Source organism: Geomobilimonas luticola, from assembly GCF_018476905.1.
GTDB lineage: Bacteria > Desulfobacterota > Desulfuromonadia > Geobacterales > Geobacteraceae > Geomobilimonas > Geomobilimonas luticola.
Genome location: NZ_JAHCVK010000001.1, coordinates 1,038,868 through 1,056,952, shown reverse-complemented (window position 1 = coordinate 1,056,952; position 18,085 = coordinate 1,038,868). Strand labels below are relative to the sequence as shown.

General features: G+C 58.5%; 21 protein-coding genes and 1 riboswitch. Of the genes, 11 read left to right on the top strand and 10 right to left on the bottom strand.

What is annotated here, in order from left to right; genetic code table 11:
• Positions 1-20: 20 nt before the first annotated feature.
• Genes KI810_RS04900 through KI810_RS04860 form a run of 9 tightly spaced genes read right to left on the bottom strand, consistent with a single transcriptional unit; the run spans position 21 to position 8,016 of the window.
• Entirely contained in the window at positions 21-1,400 is a 1,380-nt protein-coding gene (locus KI810_RS04900) for a lipid biosynthesis B12-binding/radical SAM protein (RefSeq protein ID WP_214174333.1), read from the bottom strand.
• The gene (locus tag KI810_RS04895) at positions 1,401-1,817 is read right to left on the bottom strand and encodes an acyl-CoA thioesterase (protein WP_214174332.1); all 417 of its coding nucleotides are present in this window, start codon (positions 1,815-1,817) and stop codon (positions 1,401-1,403) included.
• On the bottom strand, positions 1,814-2,656 hold the full coding sequence (locus tag KI810_RS04890; RefSeq protein ID WP_214174331.1) for an acyltransferase domain-containing protein: 843 nt from the start codon (positions 2,654-2,656) through the stop codon (positions 1,814-1,816). Before KI810_RS04890 ends, KI810_RS04895 begins: the two co-directional genes overlap by 4 nt.
• Entirely contained in the window at positions 2,657-3,958 is a 1,302-nt protein-coding gene (locus KI810_RS04885) for a B12-binding domain-containing radical SAM protein (protein ID WP_214174330.1), read from the bottom strand.
• Positions 3,955-4,212 carry a phosphopantetheine-binding protein gene (locus KI810_RS04880; RefSeq protein ID WP_214174329.1) on the bottom strand — a complete coding sequence of 86 codons (258 nt, stop codon included), beginning with the start codon at positions 4,210-4,212 and terminating at the stop codon, positions 3,955-3,957. The genes KI810_RS04885 and KI810_RS04880 overlap by 4 nt, the downstream gene beginning before the upstream one ends.
• Positions 4,213-5,163, bottom strand: coding sequence for a lysophospholipid acyltransferase family protein (locus tag KI810_RS04875; RefSeq protein ID WP_246525149.1), 951 nt, complete (start codon positions 5,161-5,163; stop codon positions 4,213-4,215). It abuts the gene before it with no gap.
• A complete protein-coding gene (locus tag KI810_RS04870; protein WP_214174328.1) occupies positions 5,148-6,530 on the bottom strand; it encodes a radical SAM protein in 1,383 nt (460 codons plus the stop codon). Before KI810_RS04870 ends, KI810_RS04875 begins: the two co-directional genes overlap by 16 nt.
• A 29-nt stretch (positions 6,531-6,559) precedes the next feature.
• Positions 6,560-7,222, bottom strand: a complete 663-nt coding sequence (locus KI810_RS04865) for a glycosyltransferase family 2 protein (RefSeq protein ID WP_214174327.1) — start codon at positions 7,220-7,222, stop codon at positions 6,560-6,562.
• Complete coding sequence (locus KI810_RS04860) at positions 7,207-8,016, bottom strand: polysaccharide deacetylase family protein (RefSeq protein WP_246525148.1); 810 nt, start codon at positions 8,014-8,016, stop codon at positions 7,207-7,209. Before KI810_RS04860 ends, KI810_RS04865 begins: the two co-directional genes overlap by 16 nt.
• A 278-nt stretch (positions 8,017-8,294) precedes the next feature.
• On the opposite strand from KI810_RS04860, the gene KI810_RS04855 reads away from it, so the two are divergent.
• Entirely contained in the window at positions 8,295-9,926 is a 1,632-nt protein-coding gene (locus KI810_RS04855; protein WP_246525147.1) for an ATP-binding protein, read from the top strand.
• A 14-nt stretch (positions 9,927-9,940) separates the two neighbouring features.
• Here the strand turns inward: KI810_RS04855 and KI810_RS04850 are convergent, their stop codons facing one another.
• Positions 9,941-11,356, bottom strand: coding sequence for a sigma-54-dependent transcriptional regulator (locus KI810_RS04850; RefSeq protein WP_214174326.1), 1,416 nt, complete (start codon positions 11,354-11,356; stop codon positions 9,941-9,943).
• A 546-nt stretch (positions 11,357-11,902) separates the two neighbouring features.
• On the opposite strand from KI810_RS04850, the gene KI810_RS04845 reads away from it, so the two are divergent.
• The 10 genes from KI810_RS04845 to thiS all read left to right on the top strand — a co-directional run bounded on the left by KI810_RS04845 (position 11,903) and on the right by thiS (position 18,083).
• A complete protein-coding gene (locus tag KI810_RS04845; RefSeq protein ID WP_214174325.1) occupies positions 11,903-12,151 on the top strand; it encodes a hypothetical protein in 249 nt (82 codons plus the stop codon).
• A gap of 51 nt (positions 12,152-12,202) precedes the next feature.
• Positions 12,203-12,589 carry a response regulator gene (locus tag KI810_RS04840; protein ID WP_214174324.1) on the top strand — a complete coding sequence of 129 codons (387 nt, stop codon included), beginning with the start codon at positions 12,203-12,205 and terminating at the stop codon, positions 12,587-12,589.
• Between the two features lie 53 nt (positions 12,590-12,642).
• Complete coding sequence (locus KI810_RS04835) at positions 12,643-12,879, top strand: hypothetical protein (protein ID WP_214174323.1); 237 nt, start codon at positions 12,643-12,645, stop codon at positions 12,877-12,879.
• A 42-nt stretch (positions 12,880-12,921) separates the two neighbouring features.
• Complete coding sequence (locus KI810_RS04830; protein ID WP_214174322.1) at positions 12,922-13,158, top strand: hypothetical protein; 237 nt, start codon at positions 12,922-12,924, stop codon at positions 13,156-13,158.
• Between the two features lie 82 nt (positions 13,159-13,240).
• Positions 13,241-14,293: a cytochrome c3 family protein gene (locus KI810_RS04825; RefSeq protein WP_214174732.1), complete on the top strand. Its 1,053-nt coding sequence runs from the start codon at positions 13,241-13,243 to the stop codon at positions 14,291-14,293.
• A 2-nt stretch (positions 14,294-14,295) separates the two neighbouring features.
• On the top strand, positions 14,296-14,934 hold the full coding sequence (locus tag KI810_RS04820) for a cytochrome b/b6 domain-containing protein (RefSeq protein WP_214174321.1): 639 nt from the start codon (positions 14,296-14,298) through the stop codon (positions 14,932-14,934).
• 172 nt (positions 14,935-15,106) lie between these two features.
• Positions 15,107-16,096, top strand: a complete 990-nt coding sequence (locus KI810_RS04815; RefSeq protein ID WP_214174320.1) for a cytochrome c3 family protein — start codon at positions 15,107-15,109, stop codon at positions 16,094-16,096.
• Between the two features lie 18 nt (positions 16,097-16,114).
• Positions 16,115-16,921, top strand: coding sequence for a HAMP domain-containing protein (locus KI810_RS04810; protein WP_214174319.1), 807 nt, complete (start codon positions 16,115-16,117; stop codon positions 16,919-16,921).
• An 86-nt stretch (positions 16,922-17,007) separates the two neighbouring features.
• On the top strand, positions 17,008-17,556 hold the full coding sequence (locus KI810_RS04805) for a menaquinol oxidoreductase (protein ID WP_214174318.1): 549 nt from the start codon (positions 17,008-17,010) through the stop codon (positions 17,554-17,556).
• Positions 17,557-17,695: 139 nt separating this feature from the next.
• Positions 17,696-17,803, top strand: a riboswitch (TPP riboswitch).
• An 82-nt stretch (positions 17,804-17,885) separates the two neighbouring features.
• Positions 17,886-18,083: a sulfur carrier protein ThiS gene (thiS, locus tag KI810_RS04800; protein WP_214174731.1), complete on the top strand. Its 198-nt coding sequence runs from the start codon at positions 17,886-17,888 to the stop codon at positions 18,081-18,083.
• Positions 18,084-18,085 lie beyond the last annotated feature (2 nt).

The following is an 18,085-nucleotide window of genomic DNA, read 5'->3' as shown; positions in this document are numbered from 1 at the left end:
TCACGTCACATGCTTCAGTTTCACATCGGCTTCAGCCGGCTTTTCCCCAGCCGCTTCATCAGTTTCCAGAGAGGCCCCCGCACGGGAAAATGGCGCAGGGCATCGAGCATGGCGTCGCTGATGTTGATCTCGAGGCCGGCCGCTACCCAGTTTTTCCGTTTCATCGCCTCTTCGGTCACAAGGTCGCAGAGGGTATCACGAATCGCCGAGGAAATATAGAAGACCGGCTCCAGAAGCGATGTCTCCGGGGTGATCACCCCTTCCTCCAGTGCCTGCCGGTACAGCGGCGTGCCGGGAAAGATCCGGATGCCGGTCATGGCGATGACCGCCGTCGGCCCCACCTCGTCCATGAGAGCGAAGGTCTCCCGGACCGTCGCCTCGCACTCCCCCGGTCCGCCGAACAGGATGTAGTGGGCGAAATCCACCCCCAGATCGCGGCAGAGCCGGGACGCGTCCCGTATCTCCGCCACACCGAAGGATTTCCCCAGGTTCCTCAGCATTACCGGTGATCCCGCCTCGGTACCGAACTCCACCGCGTCGCACCCCGCAGCCACCATCGCTTCCAGAAGGGCCGGCGTCACGAAACCGGGATTGATGAAGGCGGACCAGTTGACGTTCAGTTTCGCGTCGACCATGGCCCGGCAGAGGTCAGCGGCGAAATCCATGGGGAAGTTGAAGATATCGTCCACGAAGTAGACGTAGCTGACGCCGTACCGGTCCCGGAGTTCCCGGATTTCGGCGATGATGTCGGGGATGGGGCGAAGGCGCATCCGGCTCCCCTCCAGGAGCGGATAGGTGCAGTAGACGCAGGAAAAGGGGCACCCCCGCTTGGTCTGCAGGTTCGCCATCCCCCCCTCCCGGTTGTATCGCTCCACGGGGAAAAGCCGGCGGTCAGGGGTACCGATCCGTTGGACCGGCCGGGGAGCAAGGTACTCCCCTCCCCCCCGGGCAACGACCCCCGGCAGGGGACCGGGAGCATCCCCCCGCTCCAGGGCCGTCAGGAGCTCGGGAAGGATCTCCTCTCCCTCCCCCACGATGCCGTAATCCCCGCCGACAGCGCCCAGAACCTCCCGCGGCATGATGGAAAACCCGGACCCGCCGAGGATCACGGGTACCCGCACGCCGCAGGCCGCCACCACCTCCCTGACTCCCTCCAGGTAGGAGCGGGACCCGGGATAGGTAACGTTGTCGATGTTGCGGATGGAAAGGACAACGGCAGCGGGGGCGAACCGTTCGATGGCAGCGGCGACGGCAGCCACGGGCTCGGATTCGAAACAGAGGTCCAGGAGTTCCAGGGAGTGCCCTGCCCTGGCCAGGGGACCGGCAAGGTAGGCGAGCCCCAGGGGGAATACCGGATAGGGGCTCCGCTCCCGGTTGGCGGAGATGAGCAGTATCTTCACTTACACCTCCAGGTAGGCCATGAGGCGCTCCAGCCGCTCGCCGATCACCGGCGGCAGGGTATACTGGAGGACACCGGACGGGTCGGTCAGGACATGGACCGTCCGGCCGGTGGCCGCTATCCCGTCACTGCCGACGATGCGGCAGACGAACTCCAGGGTGGCGGTCTCCGTCCGCCGGACCGTGGTCATGACCCGCGCTTCCTCGTCGTAGCGGAGCGGCCGCTTGAATTTGAGCTCCAGTTCCACCACCGGAGCCTGGTAGCCGGCAGCCTCGATCTCGAACGCGTTCAGGCCGAACCGGCCGGCCAGGTCGCTTCTCCCCACTTCCATCCAGGTGACGTAGTGGCCGTGCCACGCCACCCGGTAGGCGTCCACCTCGTTGAAACGGACCTTTATGGGGGTTTCGTGGTACGTCATGACCGCAGCTCGCCGTCGATCCACCGGTTGTACTTCTTCAGGGAATCCCCCATCCCCACCTCCACGAAGCTGGTGACACCGGCGGCACGCAAGGCACGGTAGCTCTTTTCCCAGAATACCGGCCGCTGGAGCTCTTCGCGGAGGAAGGGGGCAACGTCCGCTGCACCGAGATAATCCTGATTGATGTGGTCCATGAGACGGGTCCGGGGTTCCCCGTAGCGGTAGTGGTTGAATATCCCCCGCAATTCACCGTCGATTTCGCCGATAAGGGGGGTATGGAGCGGAGTGTCGCACGGGAAGGTCCGGGCGGAAAAGGCGCCCGTGGCGAGGGCTTCCGCCATCGCCGCTTCCATGGCAGAACGTTCGCCGGAGAGGAGGAAGTGGCGGGAAGTGTTGTAGTTGGCCATATACACCCCGTGGTTTTCGGCAATGGCGAGAAGCGGTTCCCGGGGGAGGCCGACCACGCACCCCAGGGCATAGCTGCAGCGCTCCCCCATCCGGGCAAGACATGTCCCGACCCGGAAGGTCATCTCCAGCGCCGCCTCTTCGGGGAGAGACCCGCACGCGGCCAGGGCCGGGTAGATCCCCATGCTGTGCTCAGCGACAAAATCGGGGAGGGGACGCTCCCGGCGCAACACCCTGAACCGGTAGAGGCTCATGGCAGTGCCGAACAGCTGAAGTTTCACGTTGTCGGTGCCGACAGCGCCGACCCAGGAAAACGTCTCAAGATCAAAAAAGGCCCGACGCCGGGTCATGTCGGCGATGGCTTTGAAATCGGGGTCATCGGGCCATTCGGTCCCGTGGGAAAGGGGCTGGCCGGGAAACATGAAGCAGTTCATTTACGGGACATCTCCGGTAATGGTGCGTCTGGTGCGCTTGAGTGCGCCCCTGAAGCCAAAGTTCATGGGGGCGAATACCTGCACGGAGCGGTGCAGCTTGAAAATACGCCGGTACATGGAGGGGAGGGAATAGAAAGCCCGGTTGAGCCAGTCGTACCCCTGCTGCAGTTCGGCGGCGCTCATTCCCACCGGCCGGAAATTGACATGCTCCATGTCGTAGTCTTCCCAGGCATTGGAGGTAATCCGCCCTTCCGCCTCCAGGCGGCGGCGGACGTCAGTGCCGGGATAGGGGGTGAGAATGGGAAAGATGGCCGCCTCGATCCGGGCCTCCTCGCAGAAGCGGAGGAGCTGCTCGAAGACGTCGGGCGTGTCGCCGTCGTAGCCGAGGACGAAGGAACCGAGGATGCCGATGCCGTGGTCGCGGAAGACCTTGGCGTCATCCAGGTAGGAGCGGGCCGTGTTGGTCACCTTCCCCATGGCCGAAAGTGCCTGCTGGTTGAGGGATTCGAAGCCGACGAACATGCCGACGCATCCCGCCTCCCCGGCGGCGGCGATAAATTCCCGGTCACGGGCGAAGTCGATGGGGGCGTGGGAGAGCCATTTGAACTCCATCCCCTTCATCCCGGCAAAGAGCTCCATGGCGTACTTCCGGTCTGCCACCAGGTTGTCGTCGACGAAAAAGGCGAAGGAGTTGGCCTTGCGCAGGGTCTCCAGCTCGGCCAGCACGCTCTCCACCGGACGTTTTCGGTATTTCCGGCCGTAGAAGGCGGTGACGGAACAGAACTCGCAATCAAAGGGGCAGCCGCGGGTCGTTTGCAGGGTATTGGTGAGGAGGTACCGTTTGCCCGCGAATATCTCCCGCCGGGCAACCGGTATGGCGGTCATGTCGATGAGGGAGGAAGAACGGTAGAGTCGCTGCAGACACCCCTGGCGGTAATCATCCAGCAGTTGCGGCCAGACCAGATCACCCTCGCCGACGACCACGGCATCCACATGCTGTAGCGCTTCGTCAGGAAGATTGCTGGCGTGGAACCCACCCATCACCACGGTCTTACCCCGGGACTTGAACTCCGCGGCAATCCGGTAGGCACGGGGCGCCTGGGGAGTCATGGCGGTGAGCGCCACCAGGTCGGCATCGGTATCAAGGGGGAGGGGCTCCATATTCTCGTCGCAGAGCGCGATCTCCCATGCCGGCGGGGTTACCGCCGCCAGGGCGGCCAGTGACAGCGAGGGGAACTTGAACCCCAGTTCACCCCACAGTCTCCCCCGTTCCCAGCCGGGAGAGACAAGCAGGAGCTTCATTTGCGATGTTCCGCGATATAGTCGGCCATGCTGCGGACCGACCGGAAGACCTTGGTCCCGGTGGCCGCGTCGGGAACCACCACGCCGTACTCCTTCTCCATGGCTACCACCAGCTGCAACGCGTCGATGGAGTCGAGTCCCAACCCTTCGCCGAAGAGCGGCGCGTCGGTTTCGATGTCAGCCGGTGTCATCCCCTCGATACGGAGTGCGTCGATGATCAGTTGCTTAACCTTGTCAATCAGTTCTTCAGCCATTCATGCATCCTTTGTGTCTCTGGTAGTGATCTGCCAGTAGTCGAACAGGTTGTACCACTGGTCAGGGTAGTTCCGCAGGTAGGTCTCGAATACCCGGAGGACCTTGCCGATGCCGGTCCGGATGACATCGTCGTGGTCACCGTGTCGCCCCGAAAGATAAATCGCTTCTTCCATGTAGGTCGCGTAACGATTCCCCTCGAGGGGGAGGAAGACCGGCAGGATCGGAGCACCGCTCGCCAGCGCCAGATAGGCGGCCCCCACCGGAATGGCGGTAGGTCGCCCGAAGAACTCCATCTGCCGGGTGTGGGAGGAACCGTCACGGTCCCCCAGCAGGGCGACCACCTCGTTTCGGCGCAGGGCGTTGACCGCCTCGATGATGGCCAGCGGCGAAGTGGCATCCCGATCGACGTAGATGAAGCCGATCCCCCGTTCCTCCCGTACCCGCTCCCGCATGGCGTTGATCTTCTCGTCCGGCTCCCGGAAGGTCATGACATTGATCCGGTACCCCCGCTCGGCCAGCCCGAGTCCCCCCAGCTCCCAGTTTCCCAGGTGGGGGGTAATGAGAATCGCCCCATTCCCCTTCGCCAGTGCCTCGTCAAGGGGGCGTCCCGATCCCTTCGACGCGATGAGCCGCTCCAGCCGCTCTCCCCTGAGCCGCATCATCAGCATGATGTCGCACCAGTTCCGGGCGAATTTGTAGTAGGTGGAGAGAACCAGCCGCTCCACATCGCCACGACCGGTTATGACCCGCAGGTTCGCCCGGATTCCCCGTCGCCGCTCGACCGTCAGGAGATAGAACAGCCCCCCCGTGACAAAGGCAAAGGGGGGGAAGAGCCAGCGCGGTACCAGAACGGTAAAGAGACTGATGAGAAAGAGGCTGAGACTGCTGTATACCCCTTCCACGTACCCTGTAGTGCCTGCCTCGGAACGTCCGCTCATCGTTTCAGGCAACAGCCCCGTTTCCCGTCCCGGCCGGGCTCTGCGAACTCCTTCTCCCAGGCGGGATCGGCGATGGTTGCATAGGCTTCAGCATACTCATCCATCTGCCCGGCCAGGTCGGTAAAGATTTCGTCCGCTCCTTCATGGGTGGCATAGGCGCCGGCAGAGCTATACAACTCGCGCCCCACTTCAGGATGGTCGATCAGCATGCAGGGACGGAGCAGGTTGTCATGCTCTCCCTGTTTCTCCCGGATCCTCCGGAACAGGGGGGAATTAAGGGCTTCTTTGACGGATGTGCGGCGGATATTGTCCACCGCGAAATGGCAGAAGACGCACGGCTCGATATCACCGTTGGCATTGATGTGAAAATATTTGCGGCCACCGGCGATACAGCCGCTGATGATCGGCCCGTCGTTCCAGAAGTCGACGAAGAGCATCGGCTTGGTGGCCCGGAATTCTGCAACTCTCGTCCGGATCAAATCGCGCTGCTCGGGGGTTGCCATGAGCTCCAGACTCGGCTCCCGCCCCACCGGTACGTACGTGAAGAGCCAGAGGGCGAACACTCCCTTCTCCAGCAGCATGTCGATGTAACTACCGTCGGTGATGACGTGCGTGTTCCTGCTGGTCTGGGTGAAGGAGCCGCAGAAGGAAAGTCCGGCCTCCCGCAGGAGATCCATGGCACGCATAACCTTCTTGAAGTGCCCCGCACCACGCCGGGCATCGGTCTCCGCCTCGTATCCCTCCAGGGAGAAGGCAGGCATCACGTTTCCCACTTCGATGAGTTTATCCACGACCTGCTCATCGATCAGCCCCCCGTGGGTGAAGACCAGGAAGGCCATGTCCGCGTGTTTTTTGAAAATCTCGAAGATGTCCTTCTTGAAGAACGGTTCTCCGCCGGAAATGACTGCGAAATAGACTCCCATCTCCTTCATCTGCATGAGAACCGAATCGACCTCATCCAGGCTCAGTTCCAGGTTCTTGCCGTAGTCGCCGGCATAGCAGCCGTAGCACGAGAGATTGCACTTCATGGTCGGGCTGATGACCACCGTGGAAGGAGGATAGAACCCTTCCCGGTCGGCCCATGCCTTCCGCTTGTTGGTGCCGGCCAGGAGATGATTCACCGCCAGATTGGTGATCCACTTCTGACGCTGGTTGGGGTGGACGTCACGGAGGATGCGCCGGGGAAACTCGATGCTCGGGTGGTTCTCCCGGATCAGCTGGCGAATCCAGCGTATCCGCTCCTTGTAGTACTCCTTCTTCGGAATCAGTTCCATCAGGTAGGTCATCCGGGCCAGGGTCTCGTTGGACGAGGTGGTGGCGAGGGAGAGGAGGAGCGAGACTATTTTTTCCGTCGAATAGTTTTTAATGCTCTGCAGCATTCAGTGGTCTCTCTTTAGCGCGGTTGTCGCTACATGTACCGCAGGAAGGTCATACAGATGTTCCAGGTATCCCGCACCGGCCGGAAGTGGCTGGTCGCCCGGCCGTCGGCGACCCGGGCAGGGACGGGAATCGAGCCGATGGTCATGCCCGCCTTCCATGCCTTTATCAGGATTTCCATCTCCAGGTCGTAACCGTCGTTCACCAGTGTAATCGTCCGGAGCAGCCGGGCCGAATAGTAGCGAAATCCCGACTGGCTGTCGTCGATGTCGAAGCCGGTCCGCTTCTTCATACACCAGGCGCCGAAACGGTTCCAGTGGCGTCTGAGTCCCGCCATCTGCTGGAACTGGACGAACCGGGACGCCAGGAGGACATCCCAGCCTTCGCGAAGGGCTGTCTCGGCCAGGAGGGGAATGGCCGTTGGTTCGTGCTGGCCGTCCGCATCCAGGGTGATCGCCCCGACGAACCCGTGCTGCAGCGCCCAGGAAAAGCCGGTCCGGAGCGCAGCGCCCTTTCCCCGGTTTTCCCGGTGTCGGAGCAGGTTGACCGGCAGCCCGGCCACGCTGGCGGCTGTTCCGTCGTTGGAACCGTCATCCACCACCAGAACGGGCATACCCGCCTGGATGACTTCATGAACCACTGCCGGCAGGGTGCTGACGGCGTTGTACGCCGGTATGATTACGCAGATTGCCACTGTTCAACCAACTGGTACATGGTCCCGAAGCGAAACCGCCGTAAAAGGTGCCGCAGGCGCTTCCGGACGTCCGTTCGCGGGCCGTAGACCGCGAATGATATCAGCGGAGCCAATTCCAGCCGCGGGCCGAAGGGGTCAAGTTCCCGGGGGTGCAGGTAGAGTACTGCCGGCGCCCCCTGCCGGTTCAGCTTTTCAATGGTGGCACCTATCAGGGGAAGCGGAAAAAACCTGAGCCCCCATCCTCCACCCGTCGGGAGGTTGAAGCCGGAAACCCCTGTTACCAGCGGCGGCAGCTCCAGCAGGTCTCCGCTTGACGTCCCGCGACGAAACGGCAGCCGGGCCCCCAGCCGGTCACCCACGAAAGGGAGGGGGTTGAGGCTAGAATCGTATAAGTACCCCTCTTCCGCAAGGATGTCGAATGCCCAGGGGGTCTCGCGGGAGAGCGACCAGCGGGGCGCCCGGAAACCTGCCGGTACGACCCGGGCCTGGCGCTCGATAACGCCGGCTGTCCGCCGCAGTTCCTCCCGGAAGGCCGTCGCACCGAGTTCTGGGACCAGACGATGGGAATAGCCGTGGGACGCGATCTCATGTCCCGCACTGGCGATCAGGGGGAGGAGTTCCGGTTCCTGTTCCGCCACGGAACCGAGCATGAAGAAGGTGGCCATGCATCCCTCCTCCGCCAGGAGGTCCAGAATCAGTTCGACGTTCCGGCGGACCCGACGCTCCGGAGAGAGCGAAGCCCCCCTTTCTTCCTCGCCACAGACATGGTACCAGTCTTCCACATCTATGGTCAACGCATTCAGTACTGCTCCGTGTGGCGAAATATCCGGCAATCCCCTTGATTTTGCATGAATTAAGGAGGTTGAGGGTACACCATTTATGGCGACAAGTCAATATCTGCAGGGGAACAGGGACATAGCACACGAAGTTGGGATGGGACAGGGGAAGAAGCGCGCGACCGGCATGGTAATTCCCCATGGCGACGATAAACTCTTGACGAATAGTGATTTTATACTTTAATGTAATCTAATATACAGTTTTGCCACCTTGTCTGAAATGACAGGACCTCATCTTGCAGACCCTTCGCCTCAGCCTCATAGCCAAGCTTGCCATATCGACCAGTCTCGTCCTGCTGGTATTCATGGCTATCTTTGCCTATATCAACATCGAAACGCTGGAAGAAATTTTTCTCCAGGAAGCCGTCTCCGATGCGGAAAACCTGAGCGAGGCCATCATTAAGACCACTCACCACCAGATGCTGGACGACGACCGGCTGCGTGCGTACCAGATGATCCAGGAGGTGGGGACCCAGAACGGTATCGAAAGCATCCGGCTGATCAACAAAGACGGACGCATCATCTATTCCACCCGGGACGACGAGATCGGCACTTTTGTCGACAAGAAGGCTGCCGCCTGCAATATGTGCCATTCCGGAGCAACCCCCCTGACCCATGCATCAACCATGAACAGGAGCCGCTTTTTCACGAATGCCCAGGGAAAGCAGGTGCTGGGACTGGCAAAGGCCATCTACAATGAGGAGAGTTGTTACACGGCCAAATGCCACTTTCACCCGGAAAATTTCCGGGTCCTGGGGGTACTTGATGTCGTGGTGTCCCTCGATAAGGTCATGGCCATCACCAGTTCCTACCGGTATAAATTCACTTCGCTGACGGTCTTTCTCTTGCTGCTCATCTGGCTCAGCATCACCCTGTGCACCCAGGCACTGGTGAGCCGTCCGGTCAAGCAGCTTCTCAAGCACACCAACCTCCTCGCCCGCGGTGAACTGAACTCCAAAGTCCTCACCTCCTCAAGCGATGAACTGGGAGAACTGGCCAGCTCTTTCAACACCATGACCATCAGTCTGAAAAAAGCCCGCGACGAGCTTGAAGACTGGGGACGGAATCTTGAAGTCAAGGTCGAGGAGCGCACCCATCAGTTGAAGCAGATCCAGGACCAGTTGATCCGCTCGGAAAAGCTCGCCTCACTGGGAGAACTGGTGGCAGGCATCGCCCATGAGATCAATAACCCCCTGACCGGGATACTGGTATTCTCTTCCCTCGTCGGAGACGACCCCCGTCTCAATCCGGAACTCAAGGACGATCTGGAAAAGATCCGGCGGGAAACCCAGCGCTGCGCCAAGATTGTCCGCGGGCTTCTCGACTTCGCCCGCGAATCGGTACCCCACAAGATTCCGACCCAGATTAACGACCTCATCGATGCCAGTCTTGACCTGGTAACGCACCAGTCGAGCTTCCACGACATAACGGTCGTCAGGGAATACCAGCACACGCTCCCCCAGGTTCTCGTCGATCCAAACCAGATCGAGCAGGTTCTCGTGAACATGCTGCTCAATGCCAGCCATGCCATGGCATCGGGAGGAAAACTGACCGTCGCTACCGGTCTGACATGTGGTGACAACAGGCTGTTCGTCAGCATCAGCGACACGGGTTGCGGCATCCCGGAAGAAAACCTCGGTAAGATTTTCGATCCGTTCTTTACCACCAAGGAAAATTTGGGGACCGGTCTTGGATTGGCAGTGTCTTACGGGATTGTCGAGAGCCACGGAGGGAATATCGAGGTGCAGAGCACCGTGGGGGTGGGAACTGTGTTTACCATCCGGCTACCACTCCCTTCGGATGGGGAGAGCGTTGAACATTCAACGGGAAGATCCGATGCGGATATGCCCTCATCGGCTGTGCTGTAGGACTGTCCCGGCCGTCAGCTGTTGGCTTCGTTCCGGACCGAAATCTTGAGTTTCTTCAGGAGTGCCTGGAAATTGGGACGAAGCATCCCGGTTTCCTCGGCCGCCCGGGTGATATTCCAGTTATTCCGTTTGAGGGCATGGAGAACAAAGGCCTTCTCAATTGGCTCTACCGCCCGTTCCCGTATCTGACGCTTGGTTTCCTTGAGTTCGTCGGCATTCAACGGTACGTAATCGCCAGCCTGCTCCGGCTGCTCCTCGCCTGCCACCTGCATTTCCAGGTCTTCCCGCTGGATGACACCCCCTTCTGCCAGCACGACAGCCCGTTCAATGATGTTTTCCAGTTCCCGAACATTCCCCGGATAGGGATATTCCTCCAGGACTGACCGCGCATCGGGAGCAATCCCTTTGAGGTCTTTTCCCATTTCCTCGGAAAACTGCCGGAGAAAGTGGCCAATGAGAAGGGGGATATCCCCGGTTCGCTCTCGCAAGGGAGGGAGGTCGATGGGAATTATGTTGAGCCGGAAGAAGAGGTCCTCCCGAAAGGTGCCATTGGCCACCATCTCACGCAGCCCCTTGTTGCTCGCCGCCACCAGCCGGATGTCGATTGAAACCGGCTGGGTGCCACCTATGGGGGTTATCTCCCGTTCCTGCAGGACCCGCAGCAGTTTGGCCTGGGTGGTGAGGCTGATGTTGGCAACCTCGTCGAGGAAAAGCGTGCCGCCGTCGGCAACCTTGAAGAGACCGGTTTTTGTCTGAATGGCACCGGTGAAAGAGCCCTTGATGTGGCCGAACAGTTCGCTCTCGAGAAGATTCTCCGACAGGGAGGTACAGTCCACCGCCACAAAGGGTTGGTCCCTGCGTTTGCTGTGCCGGTGGATCGCCTGCGCCACGAGTTCTTTTCCCGTCCCGGATTCTCCGGTAACCAGGACGGTACTGTCGGTGGGTGCTACCTGCATGATCCGCCGGTAGACCTTTTGCATCTCGCGGCTTTCGCCGATGAACATGTCGAAGCCGTTATGTTCTCCAAGCTCTTTCTTCAGACAGAAATTTTCCTGCATCATCGCCTTTTGCTCGAGAGCCTTGCGCACCTTTTCAAGAATCTGGTCGGGAGTGAACGGCTTTGCGATGTAATCGAACGCACCATTCTTCATAGCCTCAACCGCGGTATCCACCGTGGAATAGCCGGTAATGATGATAACCGGAACTTCAGGCTGCAGAACCTTGATCGCCTTGAGCACCTCCATCCCGCTCATACCCGGCATTTTAAGGTCGGTAATCACGAGCCCGAAGTTTTCTTCCTGCATGCACTCAAGCGCATGCTGGCCGCTGGCCGAACTCGCGACATTATACCCTGCATGCTCCAGAATCCGCTTGAGCCCTTCACGGATAATCGCTTCGTCATCCACCACGAGGACATCGATTACTTCCATTACTGTAGCTCCCTTCTTCCATTGTCGTGGCTACCGGCCTGCCGGACTTCACTCTGGAGACAGTCATAATCCTGAACGCCGAACTGCCGCCAGTTTGCAGACTATAATGAACTTTTTCAAAAAAATACCGTATTTGGCCCCACAAGTCAAACCTTATAAATACCGGGAAACATGCCCCCGGAAAGCCCGGAATAGCCTGTAAAACAGCACAGGGCAACACTTTGCGGCAATTTCCCACAGCATATTCACCTGCCAACGTGAGTATATTTTTTTTATGCACCTCACCGATATCACCATAACTCCTTGTTTTCACGAGAAACGTCCCTCTTTAACCGTCCTACACGAGCAGGTACTCCCCTCCTGTTACCGCATACGCAAACTATACATTTTGTGATGTTAGCGCATGCCCCACCAACTCCCCTGCAAGAATTATCTTCAAAAAAACAGCCAGTTAAAGATATTTAATAAAATGAGATTCATCATGGCACGACCAGTGCACATACCAAGACAGAAACGCCACACAGATGGATCAACAAGGAGGACGTCATGAAAACATTAACCAACATCATTGCCATGCTCCTGATAGCCTGTTCGTCAGCAGTCGCCGCTTCCGGTGCCGAATCTGAAGGAAACGGTCTGCTGGTTACCCTGTTCCTTGGCTTCGGCGCTCTCATCATCGCCTTCCAGCTGGTGCCCGGTATGATCCTGTTCGGGTCCATGCTCAAGGGAATGTTCTCCAAATCCGTCGGCGAAACGTCTCTGGCAAAGGGAAGCAAAGGCGGGGAATCTGCCTGAGGGCTTCACCATGCCCCCTGGACTGATACCTGGAAAGAGAGGGACACGGCAATGTTAGGACTTCTCATTGCAGACAAAGACGTGGATGCCCGTAAACAGATGGCCGACATCTTTATCGAGGCCGGATACAATGTAACGGTAACAAATTCGGCGGTCACCGCCCTGTACGGAATCCTGAAAAAATCCGCACAAGTGGTTATCCTCGGGAACGAGTTTGACGAGCTTACGGCAGTTGACCTTATTCCGCTCCTTAAAAAATGCAACCGTAACCTGACCATCATCCTGGTCTCCGACGAAGTATCTCTCCCCTTGATTCGCAAGGTACGGCGCGAGGGTATTTTCTTTCACGCTCTTAAGCAGGACAAGGACGAAATCCGCGAGGCGGTGCAGTGCGCCTTCGAGAACATCAACCAGTTGCAGGCCAACCACAAATGGTAAATCGCTGCCTTCGTGCAGCAGGACATAACAAACGACAGCTCAAGGAGGACGTCATGAAAACGGGAACAACTTTGAAAAGTGCATTGGCAATGGTCATCGGCTCCACATCCTCAGCATTCGCAGCCTCGGGTGCACGGGAAGACAACAGTGGACTCTTTGTCTGGATCTTCCTCGGTTTCTGTGCCCTCATCATAGCCGCCCAGCTGATTCCTGCCATTCTCGTGACGCTCGGGTTCGCAAAAGCACTCGGCAAAGAAAAGGACATGGCACACCAGACCACGACGAAGTAATGCACCGACAGAACCGTCCGGCAACTGACGCGGGAGGTTGACATGAACGGAATTAGACACATAGCACCACTGGTCGCACTGGCAGTGACATCCGCCCTGCCATCCCATGCCGCTGAGGGGCCGCCCGACGATCTGATCGGGATCGTTTTCTGGATTTTCGTAGCGTACTGCGCCTTGATCATCGTACCCCACGGAATCAGGGCACTCATCGTCACCTTCCGCTCCCCCCGCAAGGGTGAAGAAGCGTCGGCAGAGGTAACCGATAACGCGACCGAGTGAGAATCAAGAGTAAACACCGTGACACCGCCTCGTCATCTGCACGACGCCAATACCGGTACGGAGAAGGAGGAAACTCGTGAATATGCAATCATGCAGGCTCATGTCGTATCTAATCATGCTGGTGCTGTCGGTAGTCAGCGTCGCAGCCGCTACGGGAGCGGAGAACGAAAAATGTCTCGGCTGCCATGGCAGCAAAGAAATCATCGGCAAAGGGGAAGAGCGGCTTTATGTCGATGCGGCCAAGTTCGCAGCCACAACCCACGCCATGATCGGCTGCACCTCTTGCCACGAAGGGGTCACTCCCGGCCATCCGCAGGATGGTTTCAGGCCGCCGAAAGCCAGGTGCAAGGAGTGCCACGGCAATATCCAGACCGAATATGCCCAGAGTCTCCATGGCAGCAAGGCTGCCTGTGCCGACTGCCACAACCCCCATGCTGTCAAAAAGCCCTTGAGCGTGTCGGGCGATGATATCAATGCCCAGTGCGCCAAATGCCACGATACGAAAAAGATCGTCACCAGCCACACCAAGTGGCTGCCCCAGGCCGACCTTCACATCGATGCGATTCCCTGCATTACCTGCCACACAGGCTCCACAAACTATGTGATCACCCTTTACATCCAGGATCGCCCGGCAAAGCAAAACCACGCCGACTTCAAAGTCGCCTCATATCCAGAACTCGCCAGCCTTGTGCCGGAAGGGAAAGATGTCCGAAGCCTGGTGGACAAGAACGGGGATGGCCTCATTTCCCTGCAGGAACTCCGGACGTTCAACCGTGAAGCCCGCAAGAAAAACATGCGCCTCTGGGGAATGATGACCCCGGAAGTTGTAACCCATAGCTACCAGATTCTCGATAATCGGTGGGACTGCTCGTTCTGTCACGCCTCCGGACCCAAAGCCATGCAGACCAGTTACGTGGCATTCCCGGATCAGAACGGCACTTACAACCGCGTTGCCGTGGAAAAGGGTGCGGTGCTCGACCTCCTCTACGGAACCCCCGACTTCTACATGATGGGCTCGACACGCAGCACGCCGCTCAATATCATCGGCGCCCTCATACTCGTCGGAGGACTCATGATGCCGATCGGCCACGGCACCTTCCGGTTCCTGACCCGTAAAAACAGAAAGGAGCACTGATCATGAGCCACAAGGAATATATCTATCTCACCCCCATGCCGGTCAGGATCTGGCACTGGCTGAACGCCCTCGGAATCGTCACCCTCTGCATCACCGGGCTGCAGATACGGTTTCCCGAATACGTGAACATCTTCGGCACCTACAAGTCCGCGATAACTCTCCACAACACTGCCGGGATCGTAGTCTCCATATCGTACGGCCTCTGGCTCTTCTACTACATGTTCGTGGCCGGAACCCTGGCCAAGCTCTACGTTCCCAACCTTGAGGACCTGAAGAGCGGCATCTTCCGCCAGGCGTTCTTCTACTTCTTCAACTACTTCCTGGGACGTCCCAACCCCCATCACAGCACCCCGGACAACAAGTTCAACCCGATGCAGAAGGCCGCCTACCTCATGATCATGCTGGTTCTCCTCCCCCTGGTGATTCTGACCGGTATTCTGCTCATGAATGTTTCCCCCCTGCGGGAACTGATTCTCATCGTCGGTGGCATCAAGGTGCTCGTGAGCGCCCACTTCCTCATCGCCTGCTGCTTCTTCGCCTTCCTCTTCGTCCACATCTACCTGGCAACCCTGGGGCATTCTCCATTCGCCCACTTCAAGCCGATGTGGGACGGATGGGAAGAGGTGGAAGATCATCACTGACATCCCTCGCTGCGACGTCGCGGCGCTCCGGCAAAACTGCCGGAGCGCCGTTTTTGTGTCGGCATCGGACAAATTAGGTAAACATATTTAAATTTGACTAATTGGCACCGGTTCCTTATAATCCTCACCGACTCCCCCCGGGAACCAGCTATCATTCACACAGGAGGCAATCATGAAATTCCGCTTCATCCTTCTCCCTGCTCTTGTCGTTTTATTGTCAGCCATTGCGGCCATTGCTCTGGACCTGCGGGACGTCACCTACAGCACCAAAGGTGGAGGCAAGGTGGTTTTCAGCCACAAACTGCACATCCGCCAGAAGGGGATCAACAACAACTGCAAGGCCTGTCACGACGCCCTTTTCAACATGAAGAAGAAGACAACTTACACCATGGCCGACATGGACAAGGGAAAATCCTGCGGTGCCTGCCACAACGGCAAGGATGCCTTTCCCCTCAAGGATTGCGCCAGATGCCACATGGTCAAGGACGTCATCATGCCGGTCAAGGCAACAGGACCGGTCCGCTTCAGCCACAAAGTCCATCTTCCCGCCACCACCGCATGCGGCACCTGCCATCCGGCACTCTTTGCCACCGGCGCCAACAAACCAGTGACCATGGCGGAAATGGGCAAGGGAAAATCCTGCGGGGCCTGTCACAACGGCAAGAAGGCGTTCGGCCTCGACAAATGCACCGCCTGCCACCCGGTAAAAGAGATTACCTTCAAGGTTAAAGAAACCGGCCCCACCCCCTTCAGCCACAAGAAACACCTTGAAATGCACCAGTGCGGCGATTGCCATACCAAGCTGTTTGCCGCCGGCCCCAACAAGCGGGTATCCATGGCCGAGATGGAAAAGGGAAAATCGTGCGGCGCCTGCCATAACGGCAAGGATGCCTTCAGCGTTGCGGATTGCGGCAAGTGCCATGCGGTAAAGGATGTGAATTTCAAGGTCACCGGAGCGGGGGACGCCAGGTTCAGCCACAAGGTACACATGGGGCTTTACAAATGCAGCGACTGCCATTCCCGCATCTACCCCCAGGGGAAGAAAAGCAAGCCGGTGTCAATGCTGGCCATGGGAGAAGGGAAATCGTGCGGAGCATGCCACGACGGCAAAACCGCCTTCACCGTCCGCGAAGACTGTATCAAATGCCATCCGAACATGTAGGGTAAGCGAGGATACGTCATGCCGAAAAGCTTTTCCGCCCGGGCGATTGTCCCGGTCGCCCTTGCCATAACCGGCTTCGTCGTGGTTTGCTGCCTGCTTCTCTATTCTGTCATGAAACGGGATATGACGAGGGATGCAGTGCAGCATGCCACGAATCTTGCCGACACCATCGTCAAGTCGACCCGCTACGCGATGCTCAAGTCGGACCGGGAAACGGTGGGGAACATCATCCGTAACATCGGCGATCAGCAGGGAGTGGAGCATGTCCGCATCTTCAACAAGAAGGGGCTTGTCATGTTCTCTGCCGCAAGCGACGAACTGAATCACTTCGTCGACAAGAAAGCGGAGGGGTGCATCGGTTGCCACAGCGGCCCGGAACCGATCACGACTCTCGGAAAGATGGATCAGGCCCGGCAGTTCAAAAATGAAAAAGGACGAAAGGTTTTGGCCATAACCGCCCCAGTCTATAACGAGCCGGCCTGCTACACCGCACCCTGCCACGTCCACAACGCGAGTCAGAAGGTGCTGGGAACTCTCGATATCGGCCTTTCCCAGGAACCACTGCAAAAGACCCTCATCACCATGGGGGAACGAATGGCCGTCTTTACCCTCATGATCCTTGCCCTCACGATCGGAGGAGTGGCGGCACTGCTGCGCCGCAGCGTCTTCGTCCCGCTCGAGTTGTTGCGAAGCTACGCCGCCGAGTTGCGAAACGGCAACCTTGAAACCTCGCCCCCCCCCTGCGAAGGAGAACTGAAAGAAGTGACCGGGACGCTCCAGCAGATGTCCAGGGAATTGCGGGAATCCCGGTCACGGCGTGAATAGGGGAGGCAACCGCCAGAGCCGTACCGTCCTGTCGGTCGATCATGACACAGCGGTCACCAGTACCGCCAGAAAGTTGCTCCCAAGGCATGACGCACAACCTTGAAAACCACATTGAAGAAATGGCCGGCAAACCCCGGACCCCGGACCAACTCCGCCAGGAGATCAAGGCCAGGATCGGCAGACTGCAGGCTGCAGCAAACCATGGACTCTGGGCCATGGCACTTTTCATTGCGATCAGCACCTGTGCATTGGGGGATTTCAGTTTTTTCCCGTCTCTCCCCGACGAATTCCAGGCAATGCTTGGCAAACCACCGTCCTTCAATATGATCAGTGGCGCCCTCGTCCTCTACAGCTTCTCAGCCATCATTCTGATCCTCTCCCGGATGATGGGAGGCTCGGGGGAAGGAAGCCCCTTCCCCCACGTTCTCTATCTGACGGCCTTCTACGGTTTCTACCACTTTGCCAAGGGGCTCGATGAGAACTTCTGGGCGGTCTTCGCCGCGGGGATAACTGTCCTTGGGCTGGAAAGCTACCGGATCTGGACCCACTGCAATGACGAGATTCGCAAGGAGCAGGAACGGCTGATCGAGCTGGAACGCAAACGTGCCTTCTGGTCCGATGACGAACCCCGTTGAACACGTTTCCCGGCACCGGTTGGAGAGGGCACCTCAGCCAAGAAAAGAGTTGACAGAATTACGCCATATTGCTAGGTTACCTTCGTAACGGGCGTCTTGAGCGACCGCTCGGCAGCAGGTTCGACAATTACATATCGGCGCTACTCGCTGGGGGTGTTTCGGCTGAGAGTCCCATCCGAACAGGAGCGGACAACCCTTTGAACCTGATCCGGTTAATTCCGGCGTAGGGAAGCGGACCACAAGACCTTTCCAACTCTTTGGCCGCCTCCGCGGCCTTTTTGTTTCATATCAGCACTCCTTTCCCACCAGTCAAGGAATACACCATGTCTCTGGAAATCATCGTCAACGGCGAAAGCCGTACCATTCCTCCCCTCTCCGTCCTCGACTACCTTCGTTCGCTGGAGATCGACCCGTCGCGGGTGGCTGTGGAACTTAACCTTGATATCCTTCCCAAGGGGGCATACGCCACTACTCGCCTGAACCAGGGGGACCGGCTGGAGATCGTCCATTTCGTGGGGGGCGGATAACC

Excerpts from the sequence above, each read along its gene's own strand:
- KI810_RS04895 (WP_214174332.1), bottom strand. The coding sequence starts at position 1,817 with ATGACGTACCACGAAACCCCCATAAAGGTCCGTTTCAACGAGGTGGAC.
- KI810_RS04890 (WP_214174331.1), bottom strand. The coding sequence starts at position 2,656 with ATGAACTGCTTCATGTTTCCCGGCCAGCCCCTTTCCCACGGGACCGAA.
- KI810_RS04885 (WP_214174330.1), bottom strand. The coding sequence starts at position 3,958 with ATGAAGCTCCTGCTTGTCTCTCCCGGCTGGGAACGGGGGAGACTGTGG.
- KI810_RS04880 (WP_214174329.1), bottom strand. The coding sequence starts at position 4,212 with ATGGCTGAAGAACTGATTGACAAGGTTAAGCAACTGATCATCGACGCA.
- KI810_RS04870 (WP_214174328.1), bottom strand. The coding sequence starts at position 6,530 with ATGCTGCAGAGCATTAAAAACTATTCGACGGAAAAAATAGTCTCGCTC.
- KI810_RS04850 (WP_214174326.1), bottom strand. The coding sequence starts at position 11,356 with ATGGAAGTAATCGATGTCCTCGTGGTGGATGACGAAGCGATTATCCGT.
- KI810_RS04845 (WP_214174325.1), top strand. The coding sequence starts at position 11,903 with ATGAAAACATTAACCAACATCATTGCCATGCTCCTGATAGCCTGTTCG.
- KI810_RS04840 (WP_214174324.1), top strand. The coding sequence starts at position 12,203 with ATGTTAGGACTTCTCATTGCAGACAAAGACGTGGATGCCCGTAAACAG.
- KI810_RS04835 (WP_214174323.1), top strand. The coding sequence starts at position 12,643 with ATGAAAACGGGAACAACTTTGAAAAGTGCATTGGCAATGGTCATCGGC.
- KI810_RS04830 (WP_214174322.1), top strand. The coding sequence starts at position 12,922 with ATGAACGGAATTAGACACATAGCACCACTGGTCGCACTGGCAGTGACA.
- KI810_RS04825 (WP_214174732.1), top strand. The coding sequence starts at position 13,241 with ATGCAATCATGCAGGCTCATGTCGTATCTAATCATGCTGGTGCTGTCG.
- KI810_RS04820 (WP_214174321.1), top strand. The coding sequence starts at position 14,296 with ATGAGCCACAAGGAATATATCTATCTCACCCCCATGCCGGTCAGGATC.
- KI810_RS04815 (WP_214174320.1), top strand. The coding sequence starts at position 15,107 with ATGAAATTCCGCTTCATCCTTCTCCCTGCTCTTGTCGTTTTATTGTCA.
- KI810_RS04810 (WP_214174319.1), top strand. The coding sequence starts at position 16,115 with ATGCCGAAAAGCTTTTCCGCCCGGGCGATTGTCCCGGTCGCCCTTGCC.
- KI810_RS04805 (WP_214174318.1), top strand. The coding sequence starts at position 17,008 with ATGACGCACAACCTTGAAAACCACATTGAAGAAATGGCCGGCAAACCC.